Source organism: Streptomyces sp. NPDC054863 (assembly GCF_053610825.1).
Window position 1 is genome coordinate 1 of the sequence record NZ_JBSGZD010000161.1, and the last position, 17,611, is coordinate 17,611.

At 72.7% G+C, this 17,611-nt stretch carries 21 protein-coding genes; 19 read left to right on the plus strand and 2 right to left on the minus strand.

Annotation, left to right across the window (positions count from 1 at the left end; genetic code table 11):
- The coding region (locus ACWGIG_RS24825) for a hypothetical protein (RefSeq protein ID WP_453323865.1) at positions 1-1,139 on the minus strand (1,139 nt) is incomplete at its 3' end.
- A gap of 333 nt (positions 1,140-1,472) precedes the next feature.
- On the opposite strand from ACWGIG_RS24825, the gene ACWGIG_RS24830 reads away from it, so the two are divergent.
- Positions 1,473-1,664: a hypothetical protein gene (locus ACWGIG_RS24830; protein WP_453323866.1), complete on the plus strand. Its 192-nt coding sequence runs from the start codon at positions 1,473-1,475 to the stop codon at positions 1,662-1,664.
- 180 nt (positions 1,665-1,844) lie between these two features.
- On the opposite strand, the gene ACWGIG_RS24835 is transcribed toward ACWGIG_RS24830, so the two are convergent.
- Positions 1,845-2,876, minus strand: coding sequence for a LuxR C-terminal-related transcriptional regulator (locus tag ACWGIG_RS24835; protein WP_453323867.1), 1,032 nt, complete (start codon positions 2,874-2,876; stop codon positions 1,845-1,847).
- 242 nt (positions 2,877-3,118) lie between these two features.
- Between ACWGIG_RS24835 and ACWGIG_RS24840 the strand changes: the two genes are divergently transcribed.
- The 18 genes from ACWGIG_RS24840 to ACWGIG_RS24925 all read left to right on the plus strand — a co-directional run bounded on the left by ACWGIG_RS24840 (position 3,119) and on the right by ACWGIG_RS24925 (position 17,571).
- The gene (locus ACWGIG_RS24840; protein ID WP_453323868.1) at positions 3,119-3,532 is read left to right on the plus strand and encodes a hypothetical protein; all 414 of its coding nucleotides are present in this window, start codon (positions 3,119-3,121) and stop codon (positions 3,530-3,532) included.
- Between the two features lie 67 nt (positions 3,533-3,599).
- On the plus strand, positions 3,600-4,580 hold the full coding sequence (locus ACWGIG_RS24845; protein ID WP_453323869.1) for an LLM class flavin-dependent oxidoreductase: 981 nt from the start codon (positions 3,600-3,602) through the stop codon (positions 4,578-4,580).
- Between the two features lie 516 nt (positions 4,581-5,096).
- Positions 5,097-6,236 carry a daptide biosynthesis RiPP recognition protein gene (gene mpaB / locus ACWGIG_RS24850; protein WP_453323870.1) on the plus strand — a complete coding sequence of 380 codons (1,140 nt, stop codon included), beginning with the start codon at positions 5,097-5,099 and terminating at the stop codon, positions 6,234-6,236.
- Complete coding sequence (gene mpaM, locus ACWGIG_RS24855; protein ID WP_453323871.1) at positions 6,233-7,078, plus strand: daptide-type RiPP biosynthesis methyltransferase; 846 nt, start codon at positions 6,233-6,235, stop codon at positions 7,076-7,078. The genes mpaB and mpaM overlap by 4 nt, the downstream gene beginning before the upstream one ends.
- Positions 7,075-8,343 carry a daptide-type RiPP biosynthesis aminotransferase gene (gene mpaD / locus ACWGIG_RS24860; RefSeq protein ID WP_453323872.1) on the plus strand — a complete coding sequence of 423 codons (1,269 nt, stop codon included), beginning with the start codon at positions 7,075-7,077 and terminating at the stop codon, positions 8,341-8,343. The genes mpaM and mpaD overlap by 4 nt, the downstream gene beginning before the upstream one ends.
- On the plus strand, positions 8,340-9,569 hold the full coding sequence (mpaC, locus tag ACWGIG_RS24865) for a daptide-type RiPP biosynthesis dehydogenase (RefSeq protein WP_453323873.1): 1,230 nt from the start codon (positions 8,340-8,342) through the stop codon (positions 9,567-9,569). The genes mpaD and mpaC overlap by 4 nt, the downstream gene beginning before the upstream one ends.
- Positions 9,570-9,632: 63 nt before the next feature.
- Entirely contained in the window at positions 9,633-9,809 is a 177-nt protein-coding gene (locus ACWGIG_RS24870) for a daptide-type RiPP (protein WP_453323874.1), read from the plus strand.
- Between the two features lie 64 nt (positions 9,810-9,873).
- On the plus strand, positions 9,874-10,053 hold the full coding sequence (locus ACWGIG_RS24875) for a daptide-type RiPP (protein WP_266652342.1): 180 nt from the start codon (positions 9,874-9,876) through the stop codon (positions 10,051-10,053).
- Between the two features lie 45 nt (positions 10,054-10,098).
- Complete coding sequence (locus ACWGIG_RS24880) at positions 10,099-10,275, plus strand: daptide-type RiPP (RefSeq protein ID WP_453323875.1); 177 nt, start codon at positions 10,099-10,101, stop codon at positions 10,273-10,275.
- A gap of 55 nt (positions 10,276-10,330) precedes the next feature.
- Positions 10,331-10,510, plus strand: coding sequence for a daptide-type RiPP (locus ACWGIG_RS24885; RefSeq protein ID WP_266652342.1), 180 nt, complete (start codon positions 10,331-10,333; stop codon positions 10,508-10,510).
- A 46-nt stretch (positions 10,511-10,556) separates the two neighbouring features.
- Positions 10,557-10,730: a daptide-type RiPP gene (locus ACWGIG_RS24890; protein WP_453323876.1), complete on the plus strand. Its 174-nt coding sequence runs from the start codon at positions 10,557-10,559 to the stop codon at positions 10,728-10,730.
- A 10-nt stretch (positions 10,731-10,740) separates the two neighbouring features.
- Positions 10,741-10,920, plus strand: a complete 180-nt coding sequence (locus tag ACWGIG_RS24895; RefSeq protein ID WP_453323877.1) for a daptide-type RiPP — start codon at positions 10,741-10,743, stop codon at positions 10,918-10,920.
- Between the two features lie 45 nt (positions 10,921-10,965).
- Positions 10,966-11,142 (plus strand): daptide-type RiPP, encoded by a 177-nt coding sequence (locus tag ACWGIG_RS24900; RefSeq protein ID WP_453323878.1) that lies wholly within the window; start codon positions 10,966-10,968, stop codon positions 11,140-11,142.
- Positions 11,143-11,381: 239 nt separating this feature from the next.
- Positions 11,382-12,134, plus strand: coding sequence for an ABC transporter ATP-binding protein (locus ACWGIG_RS24905; RefSeq protein WP_453323879.1), 753 nt, complete (start codon positions 11,382-11,384; stop codon positions 12,132-12,134).
- A complete protein-coding gene (locus ACWGIG_RS24910) occupies positions 12,127-12,876 on the plus strand; it encodes an ABC transporter permease (protein ID WP_453323880.1) in 750 nt (249 codons plus the stop codon). The genes ACWGIG_RS24905 and ACWGIG_RS24910 overlap by 8 nt, the downstream gene beginning before the upstream one ends.
- Before the next feature lie 67 nt (positions 12,877-12,943).
- Positions 12,944-14,596 carry a daptide biosynthesis intramembrane metalloprotease gene (gene mpaP / locus ACWGIG_RS24915; RefSeq protein WP_453323881.1) on the plus strand — a complete coding sequence of 551 codons (1,653 nt, stop codon included), beginning with the start codon at positions 12,944-12,946 and terminating at the stop codon, positions 14,594-14,596.
- A 60-nt stretch (positions 14,597-14,656) separates the two neighbouring features.
- The gene (gene lanKC / locus ACWGIG_RS24920; protein ID WP_453323882.1) at positions 14,657-17,275 is read left to right on the plus strand and encodes a class III lanthionine synthetase LanKC; all 2,619 of its coding nucleotides are present in this window, start codon (positions 14,657-14,659) and stop codon (positions 17,273-17,275) included.
- Between the two features lie 35 nt (positions 17,276-17,310).
- On the plus strand, positions 17,311-17,571 hold the full coding sequence (locus ACWGIG_RS24925; RefSeq protein ID WP_453323883.1) for a hypothetical protein: 261 nt from the start codon (positions 17,311-17,313) through the stop codon (positions 17,569-17,571).
- Positions 17,572-17,611: the final 40 nt, after the last annotated feature.

The window sequence follows — 17,611 nt, forward strand, 5'->3', positions numbered from 1 at the left end:
ACCGCCGCCCGCGGCCGGGCTTTCGCCATGGCGCAGGCGAGCGGGAGCAGCAGCGGGAAGGCGGGCAGCAGGAAGCGCGGCTTGGACTCGAAGAAGCCGGCGCCGCCGACCGTGATGAGCACGAGCACGCCCGCGTACACGAGGAGCACCAGCGGCGGCCTGCGCTCCATCCCGTACGCCATGAGTACGAGCAGCAGCACCGCAGCGCCCACGATGACCAGCGCGATCGGGAAGCCGAACTTCTCCGGGGCGCTGACCAGGTGGCGGACGAAGCGCAGCGTGCCCATCCCGAAGTCGAAGCGGGACGACCAGCCGGCCTGCACCGCGAAGTAGCCGCCGAGCGGATCGCCCGTGCGGATCCCGACCTGGAGGACGTACGCGGCCCAGCCGAGCGGCGCGAGGGCCGCGCCCGCCCACACCCGCCAGCCGCGCTGCCGCTTGCGCAGGAGCTCGTACGCGGCGGTGAGGACGACGGCGGCGACCAGGGCGACCGCGTTGGGACGGGACAGCCCGGCGAGCAGGGTGAGGGAGCCCGCCAGCAGCCACCTGCGGGTCAGGACCGCGTACAGCGCCCACGCGGACAGTGCGACGAGCACCGGCTCGGTGTACGCCATGGACAGCACGACCGAGTGCGGGAGCAGGCCCCAGAGCAGGACGGCCAGGGTGGCGGTGCGGCGCCCGTACAGCCGGTCGGTGACGGCGAAGACGCCCCAGGCGGCGGCCAGCGCGGCCGTCCAGGAGATGAGCAGGCCCGCGCCGCCGGGGGTGACCGGCAGGACCGCCGACACGGCGCGGATCAGCCCGGGGTAGAGCGGGAAGAAGGCGAGGTCGCTCTGGACGACGGCGCCGCCCGCGAAGGTGACGGTGTGGCCGTAGCCGTGCTCGGCGATCCGGGTGTACCAGAGGGAGTCCCAGGACTGGCCGAGCAGGTGCAGCGGGGACTTGCCGATGTGCCACGCCCACACCGCCATCAGCAGCATCCCGGTCAGCCGCGCCGCCGCGAAGAGCCCGAGTGCGGGGGCGGCCCGGCGCAGCGCGGCGCGCAGGGCGTCACGGGCGGGCGCGGGGGAGGGCCTGCGGGCCGTCTGGGCGGGGACGACGGTGTCGGCGGGGACGGTGCCGGCGGACACGGGGGACACGGGGCTACCTCCGGCGCGGGGTCGGTCGCGGGACGGGTCGGTCGGGGGACGACCGGGGGCGGTCATCCCGACCCTGATCGGCCCCGGCACGGGCCGCGACTGCTGGACGGCCGACCGGGTGTACGGGAAGCGTACGGGGTGTCAGGTCGGCGCGAGGGGTGTGCCGTGAAGCGTGAGGTGCAGGATGCTGCGGGCCGGGGTGCAGGAAGCTGCGTGGCCGCGCGGTGGGGTGGCGCGGGCGCCGGTGGGAGGCTGAGGGAGCGGAGTTTCCGCACGTCAGGTACGTGTCAGCAGGTTGGGCACAGCACGCAGGTCTCATTCGGGGAGTACGTCATGTCCGCAGCCGGAAACAGCCAGGACGTCAGCAGGCCCGCGTTGGTCGCGGTGGCACTGGTCATCGCCCTGGGCGTCGCGCTGACGGTCTTCGACGGTGCGCTGCGCACCACGGTGACCGTCGCACTCGGCGTCGCGGTCATCGTGTGCGCGGGCTTCGTGGGCGCGGCGGTGAAGCGGGGCAGGCGGTAAGCGGTAAGCGGTACGAGGTCATCGGTATGCGTTGAGTGGCAGTACGTCGAAGCCGGCCGTCCCCCCCTGCTCGTCCGGGCAGGGGGGACGGCCTTTGTGCGTGGTCCGGCCGGGGGTCCGGTCGGTGGTCCGTCCGTGCGCGCTCCGTGCGCGCTCCGTGCCTGCTCCGTGTGCCGCGGGTCAGAACCAGCCCCGTTCGCGGGCCAGCAGGGCCACCTGGAAGCGGTTCGTCGCCTCCAGGCGGTGCATCAGCGAGGCCACGTGCTTGCGGTACGTACGGACCGAGATGCCCAGGTCGCGGGCGCCGGTCTCGTCCTTCTCGGCGGAGTAGAGGGACTCCAGCACCTTCAGTTCCATGCCGGTGGGCCGGCCGCTCTCCCCGCTCTCCCCGCCGGTCGCCGCGGGCAGCTCCTGCGCCGTGCTCCACATCCGCTCGAAGAGCGAGACCAGGGCGGAGACCAGGCCGGATTCGCGGATGAGCAGTGCGCCCCTGGCCGGGTCCATCGGGTCGACGGGGGTGAGGGCGGCGGCCCGGTCGCAGATGATCATGCGTTCGAGGGGCTGGTGGGAGATCCGTACCTCGGCGCCCTTGTCGACCAGTTCGCGCAGGTACGACAGGGTGGGCGGGTCGTCCAGGGCCGCCGCGCCCATCAGGGTCCGCATGGCGACGCCCCGGCGCAGTACGCGCATGTCGTTCGGCCTGGAGTTGACGATGTTCTGCGGGCGGAGCACCCCGCCCGGCTGGGTGGTGAGGTTCTCGCTGCGGGTGAAGAAGGTCAGCTCGTCGATCGCGGCCCTGATCTCCTCGACGCTCTCCAGGCGCTGCACGGAGGACCCGCCGCGTTCGGCGAGGGTGCTGCCCTGCGGGGTCGCGGCGCGCTCCCCGAGCAACGAGTCGACGATGCCGGAACGGGACACCTCGTCCTCCAGCTCGTCCTGGGTGCGTGCGAGGCGGCGTTCCACCAGCCGCTCCACGACCTTGGCGGGCGGCACGGGCCGCAGGCCGCCGTCCGGGGTGGTGGTGGCCAGCCCCAGATCGACGAGACGGCGGCCGGGCTCCTCGGCCGCGCCGTTCCCCGCCGCGCCGTTCCCGGACGCGTCGTTCTCGGACCGACCGTTCTCGGCCGCGCCGTTCCCGGTGCGCAGCAGGAGTCGGTAGGCGTCCTCGTCCTCAGGCGGTATCCCCAGGAACTCCAGACTTGGGTGCGACATGACTTCCCCCGGATCACTCACTGCCACAGCGGTACGGCTGCCGGCCTGGACATAGAAGTACCCCGGCTTCCGTCCCTGCGCCAGCGCCCACCTGCAAGGACGTGGACAGGGTCATGCAGCAAGAGGCAGCGGGGGGTGCAAGAAGCTGCACGCATTTCCGCTGCCGCGAGGGGCACCGGCGCGGCAGAGTTGTCCTCACAAGAACAACCGCCAAGCACACCGCAGAACATCGGGGGACCACCATGAAGCGCTCAACCTCCTTCAGGATCAACGCCGTTCGCCACGCCCGCTCCACCGCAACCCGCCGCTCGGCCGTCGTCGCACTGCTCGCAGGAGCAGCCGTCGCACTGGCGGGTACGGGCTCGGCGCAGGCGGCGCAGGCGGGCAGTGGCGAGCTGCGGCAGGGCGTGACGATCGCGGCCCCCGTCTCATCCGGGGTCTCGGTATCCGGAACGGGGTCGGATGCGGGTGCGGTTTCCGGTGCGGCTTCCGGTGTGGTTTCCGGTGCGGTGCGGGCCGCCGCGGTGGTCAACGAGTGGGTGGTCAACGCCCCCGCCGTCAACGACTGGGTGCTTCCCACCTCGCCGTCCGGCAAGCAGGCGCTGAGTGCCCCCGCGGTCAACGACTGGGTGCTCCCCACCCCGCCGGTCAAGTAGCGGGTCCGGCCGGCTGCCGAACCGAACCCCACCGCCCGCCCCGTAGGAGCCCCGTAGGAGCCCCGCCGTGACCGACTACTCCCTTCTTGTTCCGTTCGTTCCCCGTCGCCCGGAACAGCTCCTCCCCTTCGCCGGGCTGGTCCACTGGACCGGCGCGAGCCGGCTCTGGCAGGGGCAGGGCATGACCACCGAGCCCTACCAGGGCTTCGCCCACGCGGCGGGTGCCGGCTTCCGGGTCCCGACGGGGCTCGGGGTGACGCTGATGCCGATGCGCCACCCGTACGAGGCGGCCCTCCAGGCCAAGTCGCTCTCCCTCATCACCGGCGAGTCGGTGGTGGCGGGGTTCGGCCCTGGTTCGAAGGACATGCAGCGGGCGATGCGCGGGGAGCCGTACCGCAGTCCGCTGACGGCGGCACGGGAGTATCTGACCGCCGTGCGCGGGGCGCTGACCGGCACCCCGGAAGTCGTGGCGGGCGAGTACTGGCACCAGGCCGGACGCCTCGCACCCCTGCCGGGGCCGCAGGTGGAAATCGGGCTCGGGGTGCTGCGGCCGGGTATGGCGAAGGTCGCCGGGGAACTGGCGGACGTGGCCATCACCTGGCTCACTCCGGCCCGGTACCTCTCCGAACTCATCGTGCCCGCGCTGGCGGCGGGTGCCGCGAAGGCGGGGCGGCCGGTGCCGCGGGTCGCCGCGATCGTGCCGGTCGCGCTGGCCGCGGACGGCCGCGACCCGGCGAAGCTGGCCCTCGCGTCCAACGGTGCGCACCTGTCGCTGCCGCACTACCGGGACATGCTGCGCCGGGGCGGAGTCGCCCTGCCCGACGGGGAGTTCGCCGCCGCCGACGCGGAGTCGCAGGCGCTGGCGCTGGTGAAGGGGGATGCGTTCGTCTACGGGACGGCGGACGAGGTCCTCGAAAAGCTGGATGCCTATCGGGTGGCCGGGGTCGACGAGATCGTCCTCAACGTCACGGGCGTGGCTTCTTCGGAAGGGCCTTCGGCGGCTTCTCATGAGCTGAAGCGGCTCCTCCAGCTTCTCGACAGGTCCTGACGGACGGCTTGGGCCCCGCCCCTAGCCGCCTTGGGCGGCGGGGCCGCCCCTTCACACCTGCCCCCCAGCCCTATTGGGCGGCGGGTCCGCCCCTTCCACACCCGACCCCCAGCCTTACTGGGCGGCGCGCCCGCCCCTCCGCCCCCGACCGTCAGCCCCCTTGGGCAGCGGGGCCGCCCCCCGGGGGCGGGACGGGTGGGCAAGGGGGCGGCCCCCACGCGAAGCCCCGCCCCTCGCTCCGGCTTGCGCTTGCTCCGCCCCGGGACCGTGCGGGCCGGTGGGCCGCTTCGCGGGACGGCCCCTCCCCGCCCCTTCACCTCAACCGCTGTCCGCGGGGCAAAGACGGTTCACGGCTCGCGCCGGTGAGGGCTGATGTCCGGGGCTGCGCCCCGTGCACGGCTGCGCCGCGCGTCCTCAAACGCCGGACGGGCTGAATGGATCCGGCCCGGTGTTCCCCCCCCCTCCGCTCAACCGCCCCATCCCCATCCCCATCCCCACGCCCCGAGGAGGTCCCCCATGTCCACATCCACGTCCCCGCTCCCCGACATCCGGCTCTACGCCATGGAATGGGGAACCGGCCGCCCCTGCTCCCCCGAGCGGGGACACGCCCCGGCCGTCGTCGTCCTTGCCGCACGATCCCTCCTCCCCGACCTCCTCCGCTCCCCCCTCCTCGACGAAGGCACCACCGTCCTCGTCCCCGGCGAAGAGCCGGGCGAGATCGCCGACCACCACGGCATCACCGTCCTCTCGTACGAAGGAAAGCTCGACACCCCGGGCGAGGACGTCGGTCTCCATCCCGACTTCTACCTCCGGGTCGACGGGTACCGGGCAGCCGCCCGGACCGTCCTCCTCGGGCCCACCCTCGTCCGCCTCACCGACGACGCCGACCTCGACGCCTACCTCGCCGACGCCGAACTCGCCCTGAGTGAAGGCAAGTTCGCAGACTTCCTGACCCACCCCGCCGTCCAGCTCGCCGACCTCGCCGACCTCGGCGCACCATCCGAGGGCGACGGTCCCGGGCTCCGGCTCCACGTCGCCGTCGACGGCAGCGTCTCGCACACCCCCGGCGGACCCGCCCTCGGCGATCTCCGCTCGACCCCCGAAGAGCTGGCCGCCGCCTGGCGGGAAACCCGTACGGTGCGGAGCGAGATCAGTCAACGGCCTCTGCTCGCACGCTACTTGGCCGCCGTCGGCGCAGTACGGGCCGCGCGTGCCCGGGGTGTCTCCCGCCCCCGCGTGTCCGGCTTCGGCGGGCGGATGGGAGCCGGTCTCCCGGAGACGACGGAGGCTGTTGACGCTCCCCTCCTCCTCTGGGGAGAGGACGGCAGAGCCGCCGTCCACGACCCCCGCACCGCCCGCGAGATCGCCCTCTCCGCCGACGCCGCCCGCGCCGCCGAGGCCCTGCTCGTCACCGGTGACCGCGACGCCGCGTCCCGGTACGCCGACCCGCAGACCGTCCACGCGGTCGACACCTACTTCGCAGGCATCGGCCTGCCCCTCACCCCAGGCCGCGCCGGCAACCACATGCCAGGCCGCACCGGCAACCTCACCCCAGGCCGTGCCGGCAACCACATGCCAGGCCGCACCGGCAACCTCACCCCAGGCCGCACCGGCAACCTCGCCGACGACCGCACCAAGGAGACGACCGCCCGATGAGTACCCTCCTCAGCCCCGCCCGCGCGGGCACCCCCGTCACCGGCCGTGCCGGCGTCGAGATCGAAGCCCTCGGCGAGCGCGCCAGAATCTGCGACCTGTACGACGCCGACGGCACCCCCGTCTACCACGACATCGCCGGGACCACGACTCATGAGATTCGTGAAATCCTCGACGCGGTAAGGGAGTTCGAGGGCCCCGTGCTCGATCTGGCGGCCGGGTCCGGGCGGCTCACCTTCCCGCTCCTGGCCGCAGGGCGCGACGTCACCGCCCTCGAACTCTCCCCCGACATGCTCGGCCTGCTCCGCCGTCGGCTCGGCCGCGCCCCGGCCGACGTCCTGGAGCGCGCCCACTCCGTCGAGGCCGACATGAGCGACTTCCGCATCGAGGGACGCGAGCACGGTTTCGGGGTGGTGCTGCTCGGAACGACCACGATCTCGCTCCTCCCCGCCGAGGACCGGCCCGGCCTCTACCGCTGTGTCCGCGAACACCTCGCCCCCGGCGGGCGGTTCTTCCTCACCACCGTCGACGTCGACGCCGCCGACGACGGCTCGGACGAGTCCGAGATCCTCGTCACCGGCCACAGCGGGCGCACGTACCGCATGTTCGAACAGTGGACCGTCGGCGAGAGCTCCCGCACCGTCACGGTGATCCCCGGCGACGTCCCCGACGACGGCAGTCCGGTCACCGTCTGCACCACCACCATCGGCGTCCTCCCGCAGCACCAGCTCGTCGCCGAGCTCGAAGCGGCCGGATACGCCATCCGCTCCGTCACCCCGATCGACGGTGGCGGCGGCCGGCACCACGACGTACTCATCGAGGCCGAAGCGGGGATCCCGGCATGACCTACCAGGCCCTCTGGACCTCCCTGGTCCCCCCGTCCCAGCACGGCCGCGACGAACTCTGCGCCACCTCCGCCCACGGCATGCGCATCACCTTCTCCGACGGACGCGAACTCCTCGACGGCGACAGCGGGTTGTGGAACGCCAACCTCGGTCACGGCAACACCGCGATCGCCGACGCCGTCTCCGCCGCCCTGCGCGCCGCCTCGTACCTCTCGATCTTCCGATTCGAGCACGACTACGCCCGGCGCGCCGCCCAGGCACTCGTCGACCTCGCGGGCTCCGACCACTACGGCCGGGTCCTGTTCTCCACCTCCGGCGGCTCCGCCAACGACGTCGTCATGAAGACGGCCCGGCACTACCACGCCCTGCGCGACGACCACGACCGCAAGATCGTCGTCGGCCTGCGCGGCAGCTACCACGGACTGACGTACGGCTCCTTCGCCCTCACCGGCGAGAATCTCGGGCAGCGGATGTACGGGGTGGACGGGCGCTTCGTCCGGCACGTCCATCCCAACGACCCTGCCGGTATACGGGAGTTGATGGAGCACTCCGGGTCACAGATCGCCGCAGTCGTCGTCGAGCCGGTGCTCGGCAGCGGCGCCGTACCGCTGGAAGCGGGTTACGTCGACGAGCTGCTCAGACTCCGCGACGAGTACGGATTCCTGCTGGTCGCCGACGAGGTCGCCACCGGCTTCGGCCGCACCGGCACCATGTTCGCCTCGCAGCGCTGGAGCGCCCGCCCCGACCTCCTGGTCACCTCCAAGGGCCTCACCAACGGCACCTGCGCCGCCTCCGCGATCATCGTCTCCCGCCTCGTCGCCGACACCTTCGAGACGCACGACGCCATGCTCACGCACGGCGAGACCCAGGCCGGCACCCCCGCCACCTGCGCCGCCATCCTCGCCACCATCGACGAGATGCGCAGACTGGACGCCGTCGCCAGGGGGCAGCGGCAGGCCGACCGGCTCGACGCCGCCCTGAACCGCCTCGTCGCCACGCATCCGCTGATCGGCGACGCCACCGGAATCGGACTGTTCCGCTCGGTGCGGGTCACCGCCCCGGACGGACGGCCGCTCCCGCAGAGCGAGGTCATGCCGCTGGTCGCCGCGATCCGCCAGGCGGGCGCCATCGTCCACCCGGGGGTTCACGGAGTGCAGCTGCTCCCGCCGCTGACCTGCACGGACGCCGAGCTGGACGAGCTGGTGGAGTGTGTAATCGCCGGTGTGGAAGCGCACGCCGCGGCAGCCGCGGGGGTACGGGCGTGAACCTGCCCTGGTCGGGGCGGACCCGACTGCTGCTCGGCCCCGAAGGGCTCGCCGACTGGCTGTCGTACGCACCGCTCGGCGGCACCACCCTCCTCGTCGACCCCGCACTCACCGACTCGGCCGTCACCGCACTCGTCGAGACCGCACTGGACCGGGCCGGACACACCGTCCGCCGCCTCGTCCCCGAAGGTCCCGGCGACGCGGACGAGATCCTCGACCTCACCGCCCGCACCGCCCGCACCGAGCTCTTCGTCGCCGTCGGCGGCGGGACCTGCGTCGACCGCGCCAAACTGGCGGTCGTCGCCGGGGACAGCGAAGAGGCCGCCACCGCCCTGCGCAGCCGCTCGCGCTGCGGACTGCTCGCCCTCGGGCCCGGAGTCCGGCGCAGAAGACCCCTCCTTGCCGTGCCGACCACCGTCGGCCCCGGCTCGGAACTCAGCCGGGTGGCCTGCATGCCGCACCAGCAGGGCAAGCGGCTCGTGTCGGCCGAGGCACTGACCCCGGACGCCGCACTGCTCGACGCGTCGGCGACCGAGACCCTGCCGGGCGAGCTGCTCGCCGAAGGAATCCTGGAAGCGCTGTTCCGCACGGTCACCCCCTACGTCGGGGACCACAAGGAACTACCCGTCGAGGACGCCTTCTGCGAGGCGGCAGCCGCCCAACTCGCCGTACTGGGAGACCGGTTCGGGGAGCTGCGCAGAGCGGGCCGTCGGGCCGGCCCCGCACTGCGGCTGGACATCGCCCGGCTCAGCGGACTGACGCACTCCACGTGGATGAGGCTGGGCCGCTCGCCCTTCACCACGGAGGGCTGGATCATCGCCAACGAGCTGTCCACCGCGCTGAACGTCCGCAAGATGACCGCGGTCGCCGCCCTCCTCCCGCCGCTGTGGCGGGCGGTCCTGGACGGCGACGAACGGTACGGCTCCGCCGCCCGGCTCCACCGGGTCTGGGCCCGCATCCGGGAGGCGGTCCCCGCCGCCCTCCCCGAGGATCCGGCGCACGGCATCGCCGTACTGATCGACGACTGGGGCATCGGCCGCACCGTCACCGCCGGCCCCGACCGCCTCGCGGTCGTCGCCCGCCGCACCACCAGGGCGTGGGGGGCGGGGCTGCCGATGCTGGGCGGCCTGCTCACCGACGACGTACGGCGACTGCTGTACGAAGCCTGCGGCGCCGACCGCCGCGAACCCGCCCTCGCGGGCAGCGCCATCCGGCGCCACCACTGACTTCCGCGCCGCCCGAGCGGCGCGGGGAACCCCCAACCACCTTTCCTCACGAAGGAGTCCGCCATGGGCGAGCAGCAGAAGAAGAACGAGACCTCGCAGGTCAACGCCGAGCCGACGGCCTCGCTCGAACTGGGTCTGCAGGAGCTGGAGGCGCTTGAGGCGCCGGGTTTCTGGACCGGTTTCTCGGCCGGTACGGCGATCAGCGGTGCGGCCATCGCGTCCGCCGCGATCGCGACCTGATCCGAACCGTCACCCCGTACACGTACGCCACACATCACACATCACACATCACAGGAGATCTGACATGTCCGAGCTGAAGAACAACGCCGTCGAGACCGCTGCCGCCCCCGAGCAGGACCTGGAGCTGGGGCTTCAGGAGCTGGAGACGCTGGAGGCGCCGGGCTGGGCGACCATCGGCGGCTTCTCGGCCGGCGTCGCGTCCGCCGCCTCCGCCGCGGTCGTCTCGGCCACCATCATCACGTAATCGGCACCACCGCCCCAACTTCCCTTCATCTCAAAGGAGTTCGTCATGAGCGAGCAGTCGAAGAAGAACGAGGCCGTACAGGCCCATGCCGACCCCACCGCTTCCCTGGAGCTCGGTCTGCAGGAGCTGGAGGCGCTTGAGGCGCCGGGTTTCTGGACCGGTTTCTCGGCCGGTACGGCGATCAGTGGTGCGGCCATCGCGTCCGCCGCCATCGCCACCTGAGTTCCGCCCTTCCCCGTACGCGTACCACCCCCTTCACTTTCACAGGAGATCTGACATGTCCGAGCTGAAGAACAACGCCGTCGAGACCGCTGCCGCCCCCGAGCAGGACCTGGAGCTGGGGCTTCAGGAGCTGGAGACGCTGGAGGCGCCGGGCTGGGCGACCATCGGCGGCTTCTCGGCCGGCGTCGCGTCCGCCGCCTCCGCCGCGGTCGTCTCGGCCACCATCATCACGTAATCGACACCCACATCCTCAAGTCCCTTTCCCTGCAAAGGAGTTCGCGATGAGCGAGCAGCAGAACAAGAACGAGGCGGCGCAGCTCAACACCGAGCCGACCGCCGCCCTGGAGCTCGGCCTCCAGGAGCTCGAAGCCCTTGAGGCCCCGGGCTTCTGGACCGGCTTCTCCGCCGCGGCCAGCGTCTCGGCCGCCGTCTCGGCAACCGCCGTCATCACCTGAGGAGTTCGTCATGAGCGAGCAGTCGAAGAAGAACGAGGCCGTGCAGGCCCACGCCGACCCCACCGCTTCCCTGGAGCTCGGTCTGCAGGAGCTGGAGGCCCTTGAGGCCCCGGGTTTCTGGACCGGTTTCTCGGCCGGTACGGCCGTCAGCGGCGCGGCCATCGCGTCCGCCGCGATCGTCGCCACCTGATCCGCATTCCCCCGACCCACCTTCACGTAAAGGGAGTACACCGCAATGAGCGAGAAGAAGATCGAGACCGCCGCGATCCCCGCGGCCGACAACGGCCAGGACCTGGAGCTGGGGCTCCAGGAGCTGGAGACCCTCGAAGCGCCGGGCTGGGGCACCATCGGCGGCATCTCCGCCGGAGCGAGCGTCTCGGCGATCGTCTCCGCCGGAATCATCATCACCTAGGCCGGTCGAGAACCGGCCCGGTCGAGACCCGGTCCGGTCGCATCCGGCCCGGTCGAGAACCAGTCCGGTCGAACACCGCACCACATTGGCACCGCGTGAGCCAGGGCCCCCGGCCGGAGCATCCGCGAGGCGCGACACCGCGCACGTACTGCGGCGGCAGACAGTGCGATCCGTCAGCGCCGAACGCGCACCCTCCGGCCGGGCCCCGGCCCCGGGCCCCCACTCCACAAGGAGCCGTGATGAGCACCACCCCGGCGATCCGCCTGGAACGACTCAGCAAGAAATTCAAGAACTTCACCGCGGTGGACGACCTCAGCGTCGACATCCGCGCGGGCCGCGTCACCGGCCTGCTGGGCCGCAACGGCGCGGGCAAGACCACCACCCTGCGCATGCTGCTCGGCCTGGCCCGCCCCACCGCCGGCAGCGCCACCCTCCTCGGCCACTCCTACGGCGACCTTCCCCGCGCGGCGCACCGCGTCGGTGTCGCCATGGACGCGCTCGGCCCGGTCACCGGAGCCACCGTTCGCGGTGAACTCCTCACCTGGGTCGGCTACTTGGGCCTCCCCAGGCGCCGCGTCGAGGAGGTCGTCGGCCTCACCGGGCTCGACGGCGCCGAGGCCAGGCCCGTCGCGGGCTGCTCCACCGGCATGAAGCAGCGGCTCGCCCTGGCGACCGCGCTCCTCGCCGACCCCGAGGTCCTCATCCTCGACGAGCCCGCCAACGGCCTCGACCCCGACGGCATCCGCCGGCTGCGCGACACCCTGCGCGCCCTGGCCGCCGAGGGCCGCACCGTCCTCGTCTCCAGCCACCAGCTCGCCGAGGTCGAGCAGACCGTCGACGACGTGGTGGTCGTACAGCGCTCGCTGCGCTACAGCGGCACCCTCGCCGACCTCACCGACAACGGCGCACACCGCCTGGAGGACCGGTTCTTCGAGCTGGTCGAGAACAGCACCGATCACAGCGGCTCGACAAGGACCCCCGCCCATGTCTGACTTCCGTAACGTCGTCCGCGGCGAGGTCCGCAAGGCCCTCACCGGCCGCCAGTGGTGGATCCTGCCGCTGGCCGGCACCTTCCTCTGCCTCCTGTCCACCTTCGGATTCGCCTCCGAGGGGCACAAGGCCATCGTGGCCGGAGGGTCCGCGGCGGAGGTCACCAACAACATCGCCCGCGCCTGGATGATGATGTTCCTCTTCTCCTCCCTGTTCGGCGCGATCCTCGTGTCCCGCGAGTACGGCAGCGGCACCGTCGGCCGCTCCGTCCTCCTCGCCGGATCCCGCGGCCGGCTGCTCGCCGCCAAGACCGCCGTCGCCACCCTCGCCGGTACCGCCTTCGGGCTGCTCGCCCTCGCGCTCGGCGCGCTGAGCTGCGCCGCCGCCGGAACCGCGTACGGCGACGCCCCCGCCTTCACCGGCGAGACCTGGCTGATCCTGCTCGGCTGCCTCGCCTGCTCGGTACTGGCCGCCCCCTGGGGCGCCCTGCTCGGCTGGATCGTCCGCCACCAGGTCGCGTCCGTCGCGCTGATCATCACCCTGACCCTGGTCGTCGACACCGGCATCCAGGCGCTCGCCCCGGAATTCGCCAAGTACCTCCTGACCATCGCGATGAGCTCCGTCTACCGCGACGTGAAGCCGGACCTGCTGTCCGTGCCGCTCGCCTTCGCCGTCATCGCCGCCTGGCTGGCCGCCGCCTACTACGCGGCGCACCGCCTGGTCCGTACCCGCGACATCGTCTGACCCCACTCCCGTCCGGGCGTACTCCCGTCCGGACCCACTCCCGTCCACCCGGCCCCGAGGTGCTCCCATGCCCGCACTCACCCTTACCAAGCCGCCCGCGACCCCCACTCCTGACCTGGAGCACCCCCGTACGGCCGGTCACGTCTCCGTCCACCCGCCCGCCGAGCCCGACCTGCCCTGGGTCGTCCAGCGCGGCGAGAGCCAGCACTTCCGGGTCGGCCCCGACCTCGCGAAGCTGCTCCAGGCCCTCGACGGCACCCGCGACCACCAGGGCATCGCCGACGAACTCGGCGCCCCCTGGACGCCGGGCGACGTCGACCACGCGGTCCGCTCGCTGGCCGACAAGAAGCTCCTCGACGACGGGACGCCGCCCCGCAAGACCCGGCGGGTGAAGCTCGTACCGCCGCTGACCATCCAGTTCACGGTCCTGAAGCCGGACAAGATCCTGCTGCGGATGCAGCCGCTGACCCGGCTGCTCTCGCACAAGGCGGTCTCCGTCGCCGCCACCGTGATCGCGCTGGGCGGTCTGCTGGCCCTGGCGATCTGCTCGCCGGACCTGACGGCCGCCGTCTCCCGGCCCATGGACCCGTACGCCTACCTCGCGGTCGTCCTCGGCATCCTCGGCACCACCGCCGTCCACGAGTTCGCCCACGGCGCGGTCCTCACCCACCACGGCGGCCGGCCCACCCGCATGGGCTTCATGCTCTTCTACATGTCGCCCGCCTTCTTCTGCGACGTCTCCGACGGCTGGCGGCTCGGCAAGCCGCAGCAGCGCGTACAGATCGCACTCGCCGGGATCTTCGTGCAGGCCGTCGCCGCGGGGGGCGCCGGAATCGCCGCGGTCCTCGTCGGCCAGGGCAGCGCCCTGCGCGGCCCGCTCCTGGTGATGGCCCTCGCCATCTACCTGACCTGCTTCATCAACCTCCTGCCGCTGGTCAAGCTGGACGGCTACATCGCGCTGATGAGCCACCTCGACATCTCCCACCTGCGGGAGAAGGCCATGACCGACGCGCTGTGCGCCATGTCCCGGGTCCTCTTCGGCGGTACGTACGTCCGCGAGCTGAGCCACAAGCCGTGGTCCGTGCCGTACGGCTTCGCCTGCCTGCTCTTCCCGCTCTACCTGGTCGCCACCGCGCTCACCCTGTGGTCCGGGATGCTCCAACGGCTCGGCGTCACCGGCTCCGTGCTCTTCCTGACCGGCGTCGGCTACCTGGTGTGGCGCCTCGCCAAGGGCTTCTGGAAGCTGTGCACCAGCGCCCGCCTGGCCGGCGCCTCGTACACCCGCATCGTCGCCGTCTGCGTGCTGGTCGCAGCTCTCCTCGGGTTCGCCGCCACCGCGGTCAAGCTGCCCGCGAGCTTCGCCGCCGGATACACGGTCGGCGCCGACGGGAAGAGCGCCCACGTCGTCGTCCCCGAGGGCACCAGCACCTCACTGATCGCCGAGGGCGCCGACGTCCAACTGCGCCGCAACGGGCTGCTTTCCCGCCCGCCGGTCGGCACAGGCCACCTCACCTCGTCGCGGTCCACCGCGCGGAACGCGCCGCTGTCCGCGCTGATCCCGGTCTCCGGCGGCTCCGACCTGCTGCCGGTGCGCGCCTACCCGCTCGCCCTGGACGCCGTACCCGCCGAGCGTTCCGGAGTCGCCGAGGTGAAGGCAGGCACCCACCCGCTGTGGAAGTGGCTCGCGGTCACCTACCTGAGCCCGCTGCTGTCGAACTAGCTTCCCGCACACACGACTTCACGCACATCCACCCGTCACTGGAGAGTCTGAGAGACCGTCATGAGCCTGCGACACATCGCCTACTGCCCGCCCGGAACCGTCTACTTCGACAAGCCCACCTCGGGCCCGGCCTCCGGCGAGGACTACCCCCTCGCAGGCGCCGAGCTGCCCGCCGGATGGACCCGCACCGCCCTCGGCGAGTGGACCTGCATCGGGCCGCCGGAGCCCGAGATCCCGCTCCAGGGCTGGAAGGTGCACGTCTCGGCGACGCTCGACTCGGCCGACGAGGTCCTCGACATCGTCCGCGACTACTGCTTCGCGCACCCGATGATGTTCAAGTTCCTCACCAGCCCGACGATGCTGATGCTGCGCAACAGCAAGTACGGCGACCGGGGCAGCAGCGGCAAGTTCATCACCATGTACCCCCGCGACGACGAGCACCTCGCCGTCGTCCTGCGCGAGCTGGGCGCCCTGCTCGAAGGCCGCGAGGGCCCGTACATCCTCAGCGACCTGCGCTGGAAGGAGGGCCCGCTCTACGTCCGTTACGGAGGTTTCGCGGCCCGCCTGTCGCGCCAGCCCAGCGGCGAGACGGTGCACTGCATCGAGGACCCCGAAGGCCGCCTGGTCCCGGACGTCCGCGGCCCCTCCTTCAAGCCGCCGGCCTGGGTGGAGCTGCCGCCCGTCGTCGCCGAAGCGCTCGCCGAGCGCAACAGCGGCGGCGGCCTCGGCGCCTTCCCCTTCAAGATCACCCAGGCGCTGCACTTCTCCAACGGCGGCGGCGTCTACCGCGCCGTCGACACCCGCGACCAGGCCGAGGTCCTGGTCAAGGAGGGCCGCCCGCACGCCGGACTCGACCAGTCCGGCGACGACGCCGTCACCCGCCTCCAGCGCGAACACGACGCGATGATCGCCCTCGAAGGGCTCGCCGCCTTCCCGAAGGTCCTCGACTACCGCAAGGGCAGCCAGCACTGGTTCCTCACCCGCGAGTACGTCGACGGCAAGCAGCTCGGCGGCGAGATGGTCCGCCTCAACCCGGTCGTGCACTCGGCGACCGACCAGTCCGAGACCCTCGACGCCGCCGCGTACACCGCCTGGGCGCTCGACGTCCTCGACCGCATCGAGGCCGCCGTCGCCACCATGCACGAGCGCGGCCTCGTCTTCGGCGACCTGCACCCCAACAACGTCCTGATCCGCCCCGACGGCACCGTCGCCTTCATCGACCTGGAGACCACCCGCCCCGTCGACGGCCACAGCGGCCAGGCGATGGGCGCCCCCGGCTACTGCGCCCCGGCCGGCACCACCGGCACCGCCGTCGACCGCTACGCGCTGGGCTGCCTGCGGCTCAGCGTCTTCCTGCCCCTCACCACCCTCATGCCGTGGGACCCGTCCAAGGCGGAGCACCTGATCGAGCTGGTCCAGGAGCGCTTCCCGGTCCCGGCCGACTTCGCATCGCGGGTCCGCGACGAACTCGGCCTGAGCGACGCGGAACCGGCGCGGCGCACCTGGCCCAAGCCGTCCGTCCCCGCCGACGACTCCCTCGCCGACCACGACGAGCTGGCCTCGCTCGCCACCCGCGTCGCCGAAGGCATCCTCGCCACCGCGACCCCCGAGCGCGAGGACCGCCTCTACCCGGGCGACATCGAGCAGTTCTCCCACCCGGGCGGCGGCCTGTCCGTCGCCCACGGCGCGGCGGGCGTCCTGTGGGCACTGCACCGCGCGGGCGCAGAGGTCCCGTCCGCACACGTCGACTGGCTCGTCTCGGCCGCCCGTACGGTCGACCAGCCGCGCCCCGGCCTGTACGACGGCCTGTCCGGCATCGCCTGCGTCCTGCACGCGCTGGGCCGCACCGACGAGGCCGCCGAGCTCATCGACCGGGCCGTCGCCCTGCCCCGCGACGAGGCGGGCGACAGCCTCAACTCCGGTACGGCGGGCCTCGGCCTGGCCCTCCTGGCGCTGGGCCGCACCGCCGAGGCGGGCGTCCTGGCCGGGTCCCTCGCCCAGCGCATCCAGCTCGGCGCGGCCGACGTGCCCAGCGGCGCCGAGCCCGCCGAACGCAAGGACAAGCGCCACCTGCCCGGCCTGCTCTACGGCGGCGCGGGCCAGGCGCTCTTCCTGCTGCGCATGCACGCGGCGGCCGACTCCCACACCGACTCGCTGGTGGACGCCGCGGCCGAGATGCTCCGTCACGACCTCGTGGAGTCCGGCCGGCTGCCCGGCGGCCCCGAGGTCCTGGAGCAGGCCCCGTGGCGCGGACCGCACGTCGCGTGCGGCAGCGCGGGCCAGATCATCGCCCTGCACGAGCTGCTGACGTACCGCCGGGACCCGGAACTGGCCGCGGTGTACGACGCGATGCGCGCCGACCTGGCGACCGACTACCACCCCGGCATCGGCCTGTTCACCGGCCGCGCGGGCGCCATGGCGGCCCTGCTGCACGCGTACGACGACAGCGGGTCGGCCCGCGACACCCTGCGCGCCCAGCTCGCCGGGATCGGCTGGCACGCGGTCCCGCACGACGGGCGGCTCGCCTTCCTCGGCGAGCACGCGCTGCGGCTCTCCTCCGACCTGGCGACGGGCTCGGCGGGCGTCCTGGCGGTGCTGGCCGCACTGGGCGGGGCGGGCGGGCCCGCCCTGCCGTTCCTGGACCCGGCGGCCGTGCCGGCCCTCGCGTCCGCCCGCTGATCCACCCGCCGCCACCCCTGCGCAGGAGCAATCCCATGAGCACCACCCCCGCCGCCCGCCGCCCGTACGAGGTACGGATCGAGGCCACCGACCAGGCACCGGCGGGGGCCGCCCCGGAGACCGCGGCGGTCCGTCTGATCGTCCAGCTCCCGGCGGGCTGGACGGCGGAACTGCGGCACTGCCAGGACCTGCGCGCCACCCTCTCCGTCACCGGGGCGGACAGCGCACAGGACCTGGCGGAGGTGCTGGACGGCCTGCTGGGGGCGGGTGCGCTGCGCGGGTGGGTGCGGGTCTGAGACAGGGAAGGGGCCGCTGCCGTACGAAGTCCCGTACGGC

Excerpts from the sequence above, each read along its gene's own strand:
- ACWGIG_RS24830 (WP_453323866.1), top strand. The coding sequence starts at position 1,473 with ATGTCCGCAGCCGGAAACAGCCAGGACGTCAGCAGGCCCGCGTTGGTC.
- ACWGIG_RS24835 (WP_453323867.1), bottom strand. The coding sequence starts at position 2,876 with ATGTCGCACCCAAGTCTGGAGTTCCTGGGGATACCGCCTGAGGACGAG.
- ACWGIG_RS24840 (WP_453323868.1), top strand. The coding sequence starts at position 3,119 with ATGAAGCGCTCAACCTCCTTCAGGATCAACGCCGTTCGCCACGCCCGC.
- mpaB (WP_453323870.1), top strand. The coding sequence starts at position 5,097 with ATGTCCACATCCACGTCCCCGCTCCCCGACATCCGGCTCTACGCCATG.
- mpaM (WP_453323871.1), top strand. The coding sequence starts at position 6,233 with ATGAGTACCCTCCTCAGCCCCGCCCGCGCGGGCACCCCCGTCACCGGC.
- mpaD (WP_453323872.1), top strand. The coding sequence starts at position 7,075 with ATGACCTACCAGGCCCTCTGGACCTCCCTGGTCCCCCCGTCCCAGCAC.
- ACWGIG_RS24870 (WP_453323874.1), top strand. The coding sequence starts at position 9,633 with ATGGGCGAGCAGCAGAAGAAGAACGAGACCTCGCAGGTCAACGCCGAG.
- ACWGIG_RS24875 (WP_266652342.1), top strand. The coding sequence starts at position 9,874 with ATGTCCGAGCTGAAGAACAACGCCGTCGAGACCGCTGCCGCCCCCGAG.
- ACWGIG_RS24880 (WP_453323875.1), top strand. The coding sequence starts at position 10,099 with ATGAGCGAGCAGTCGAAGAAGAACGAGGCCGTACAGGCCCATGCCGAC.
- ACWGIG_RS24885 (WP_266652342.1), top strand. The coding sequence starts at position 10,331 with ATGTCCGAGCTGAAGAACAACGCCGTCGAGACCGCTGCCGCCCCCGAG.
- ACWGIG_RS24890 (WP_453323876.1), top strand. The coding sequence starts at position 10,557 with ATGAGCGAGCAGCAGAACAAGAACGAGGCGGCGCAGCTCAACACCGAG.
- ACWGIG_RS24895 (WP_453323877.1), top strand. The coding sequence starts at position 10,741 with ATGAGCGAGCAGTCGAAGAAGAACGAGGCCGTGCAGGCCCACGCCGAC.
- ACWGIG_RS24900 (WP_453323878.1), top strand. The coding sequence starts at position 10,966 with ATGAGCGAGAAGAAGATCGAGACCGCCGCGATCCCCGCGGCCGACAAC.
- ACWGIG_RS24905 (WP_453323879.1), top strand. The coding sequence starts at position 11,382 with ATGAGCACCACCCCGGCGATCCGCCTGGAACGACTCAGCAAGAAATTC.
- ACWGIG_RS24910 (WP_453323880.1), top strand. The coding sequence starts at position 12,127 with ATGTCTGACTTCCGTAACGTCGTCCGCGGCGAGGTCCGCAAGGCCCTC.
- mpaP (WP_453323881.1), top strand. The coding sequence starts at position 12,944 with ATGCCCGCACTCACCCTTACCAAGCCGCCCGCGACCCCCACTCCTGAC.
- lanKC (WP_453323882.1), top strand. The coding sequence starts at position 14,657 with ATGAGCCTGCGACACATCGCCTACTGCCCGCCCGGAACCGTCTACTTC.
- ACWGIG_RS24925 (WP_453323883.1), top strand. The coding sequence starts at position 17,311 with ATGAGCACCACCCCCGCCGCCCGCCGCCCGTACGAGGTACGGATCGAG.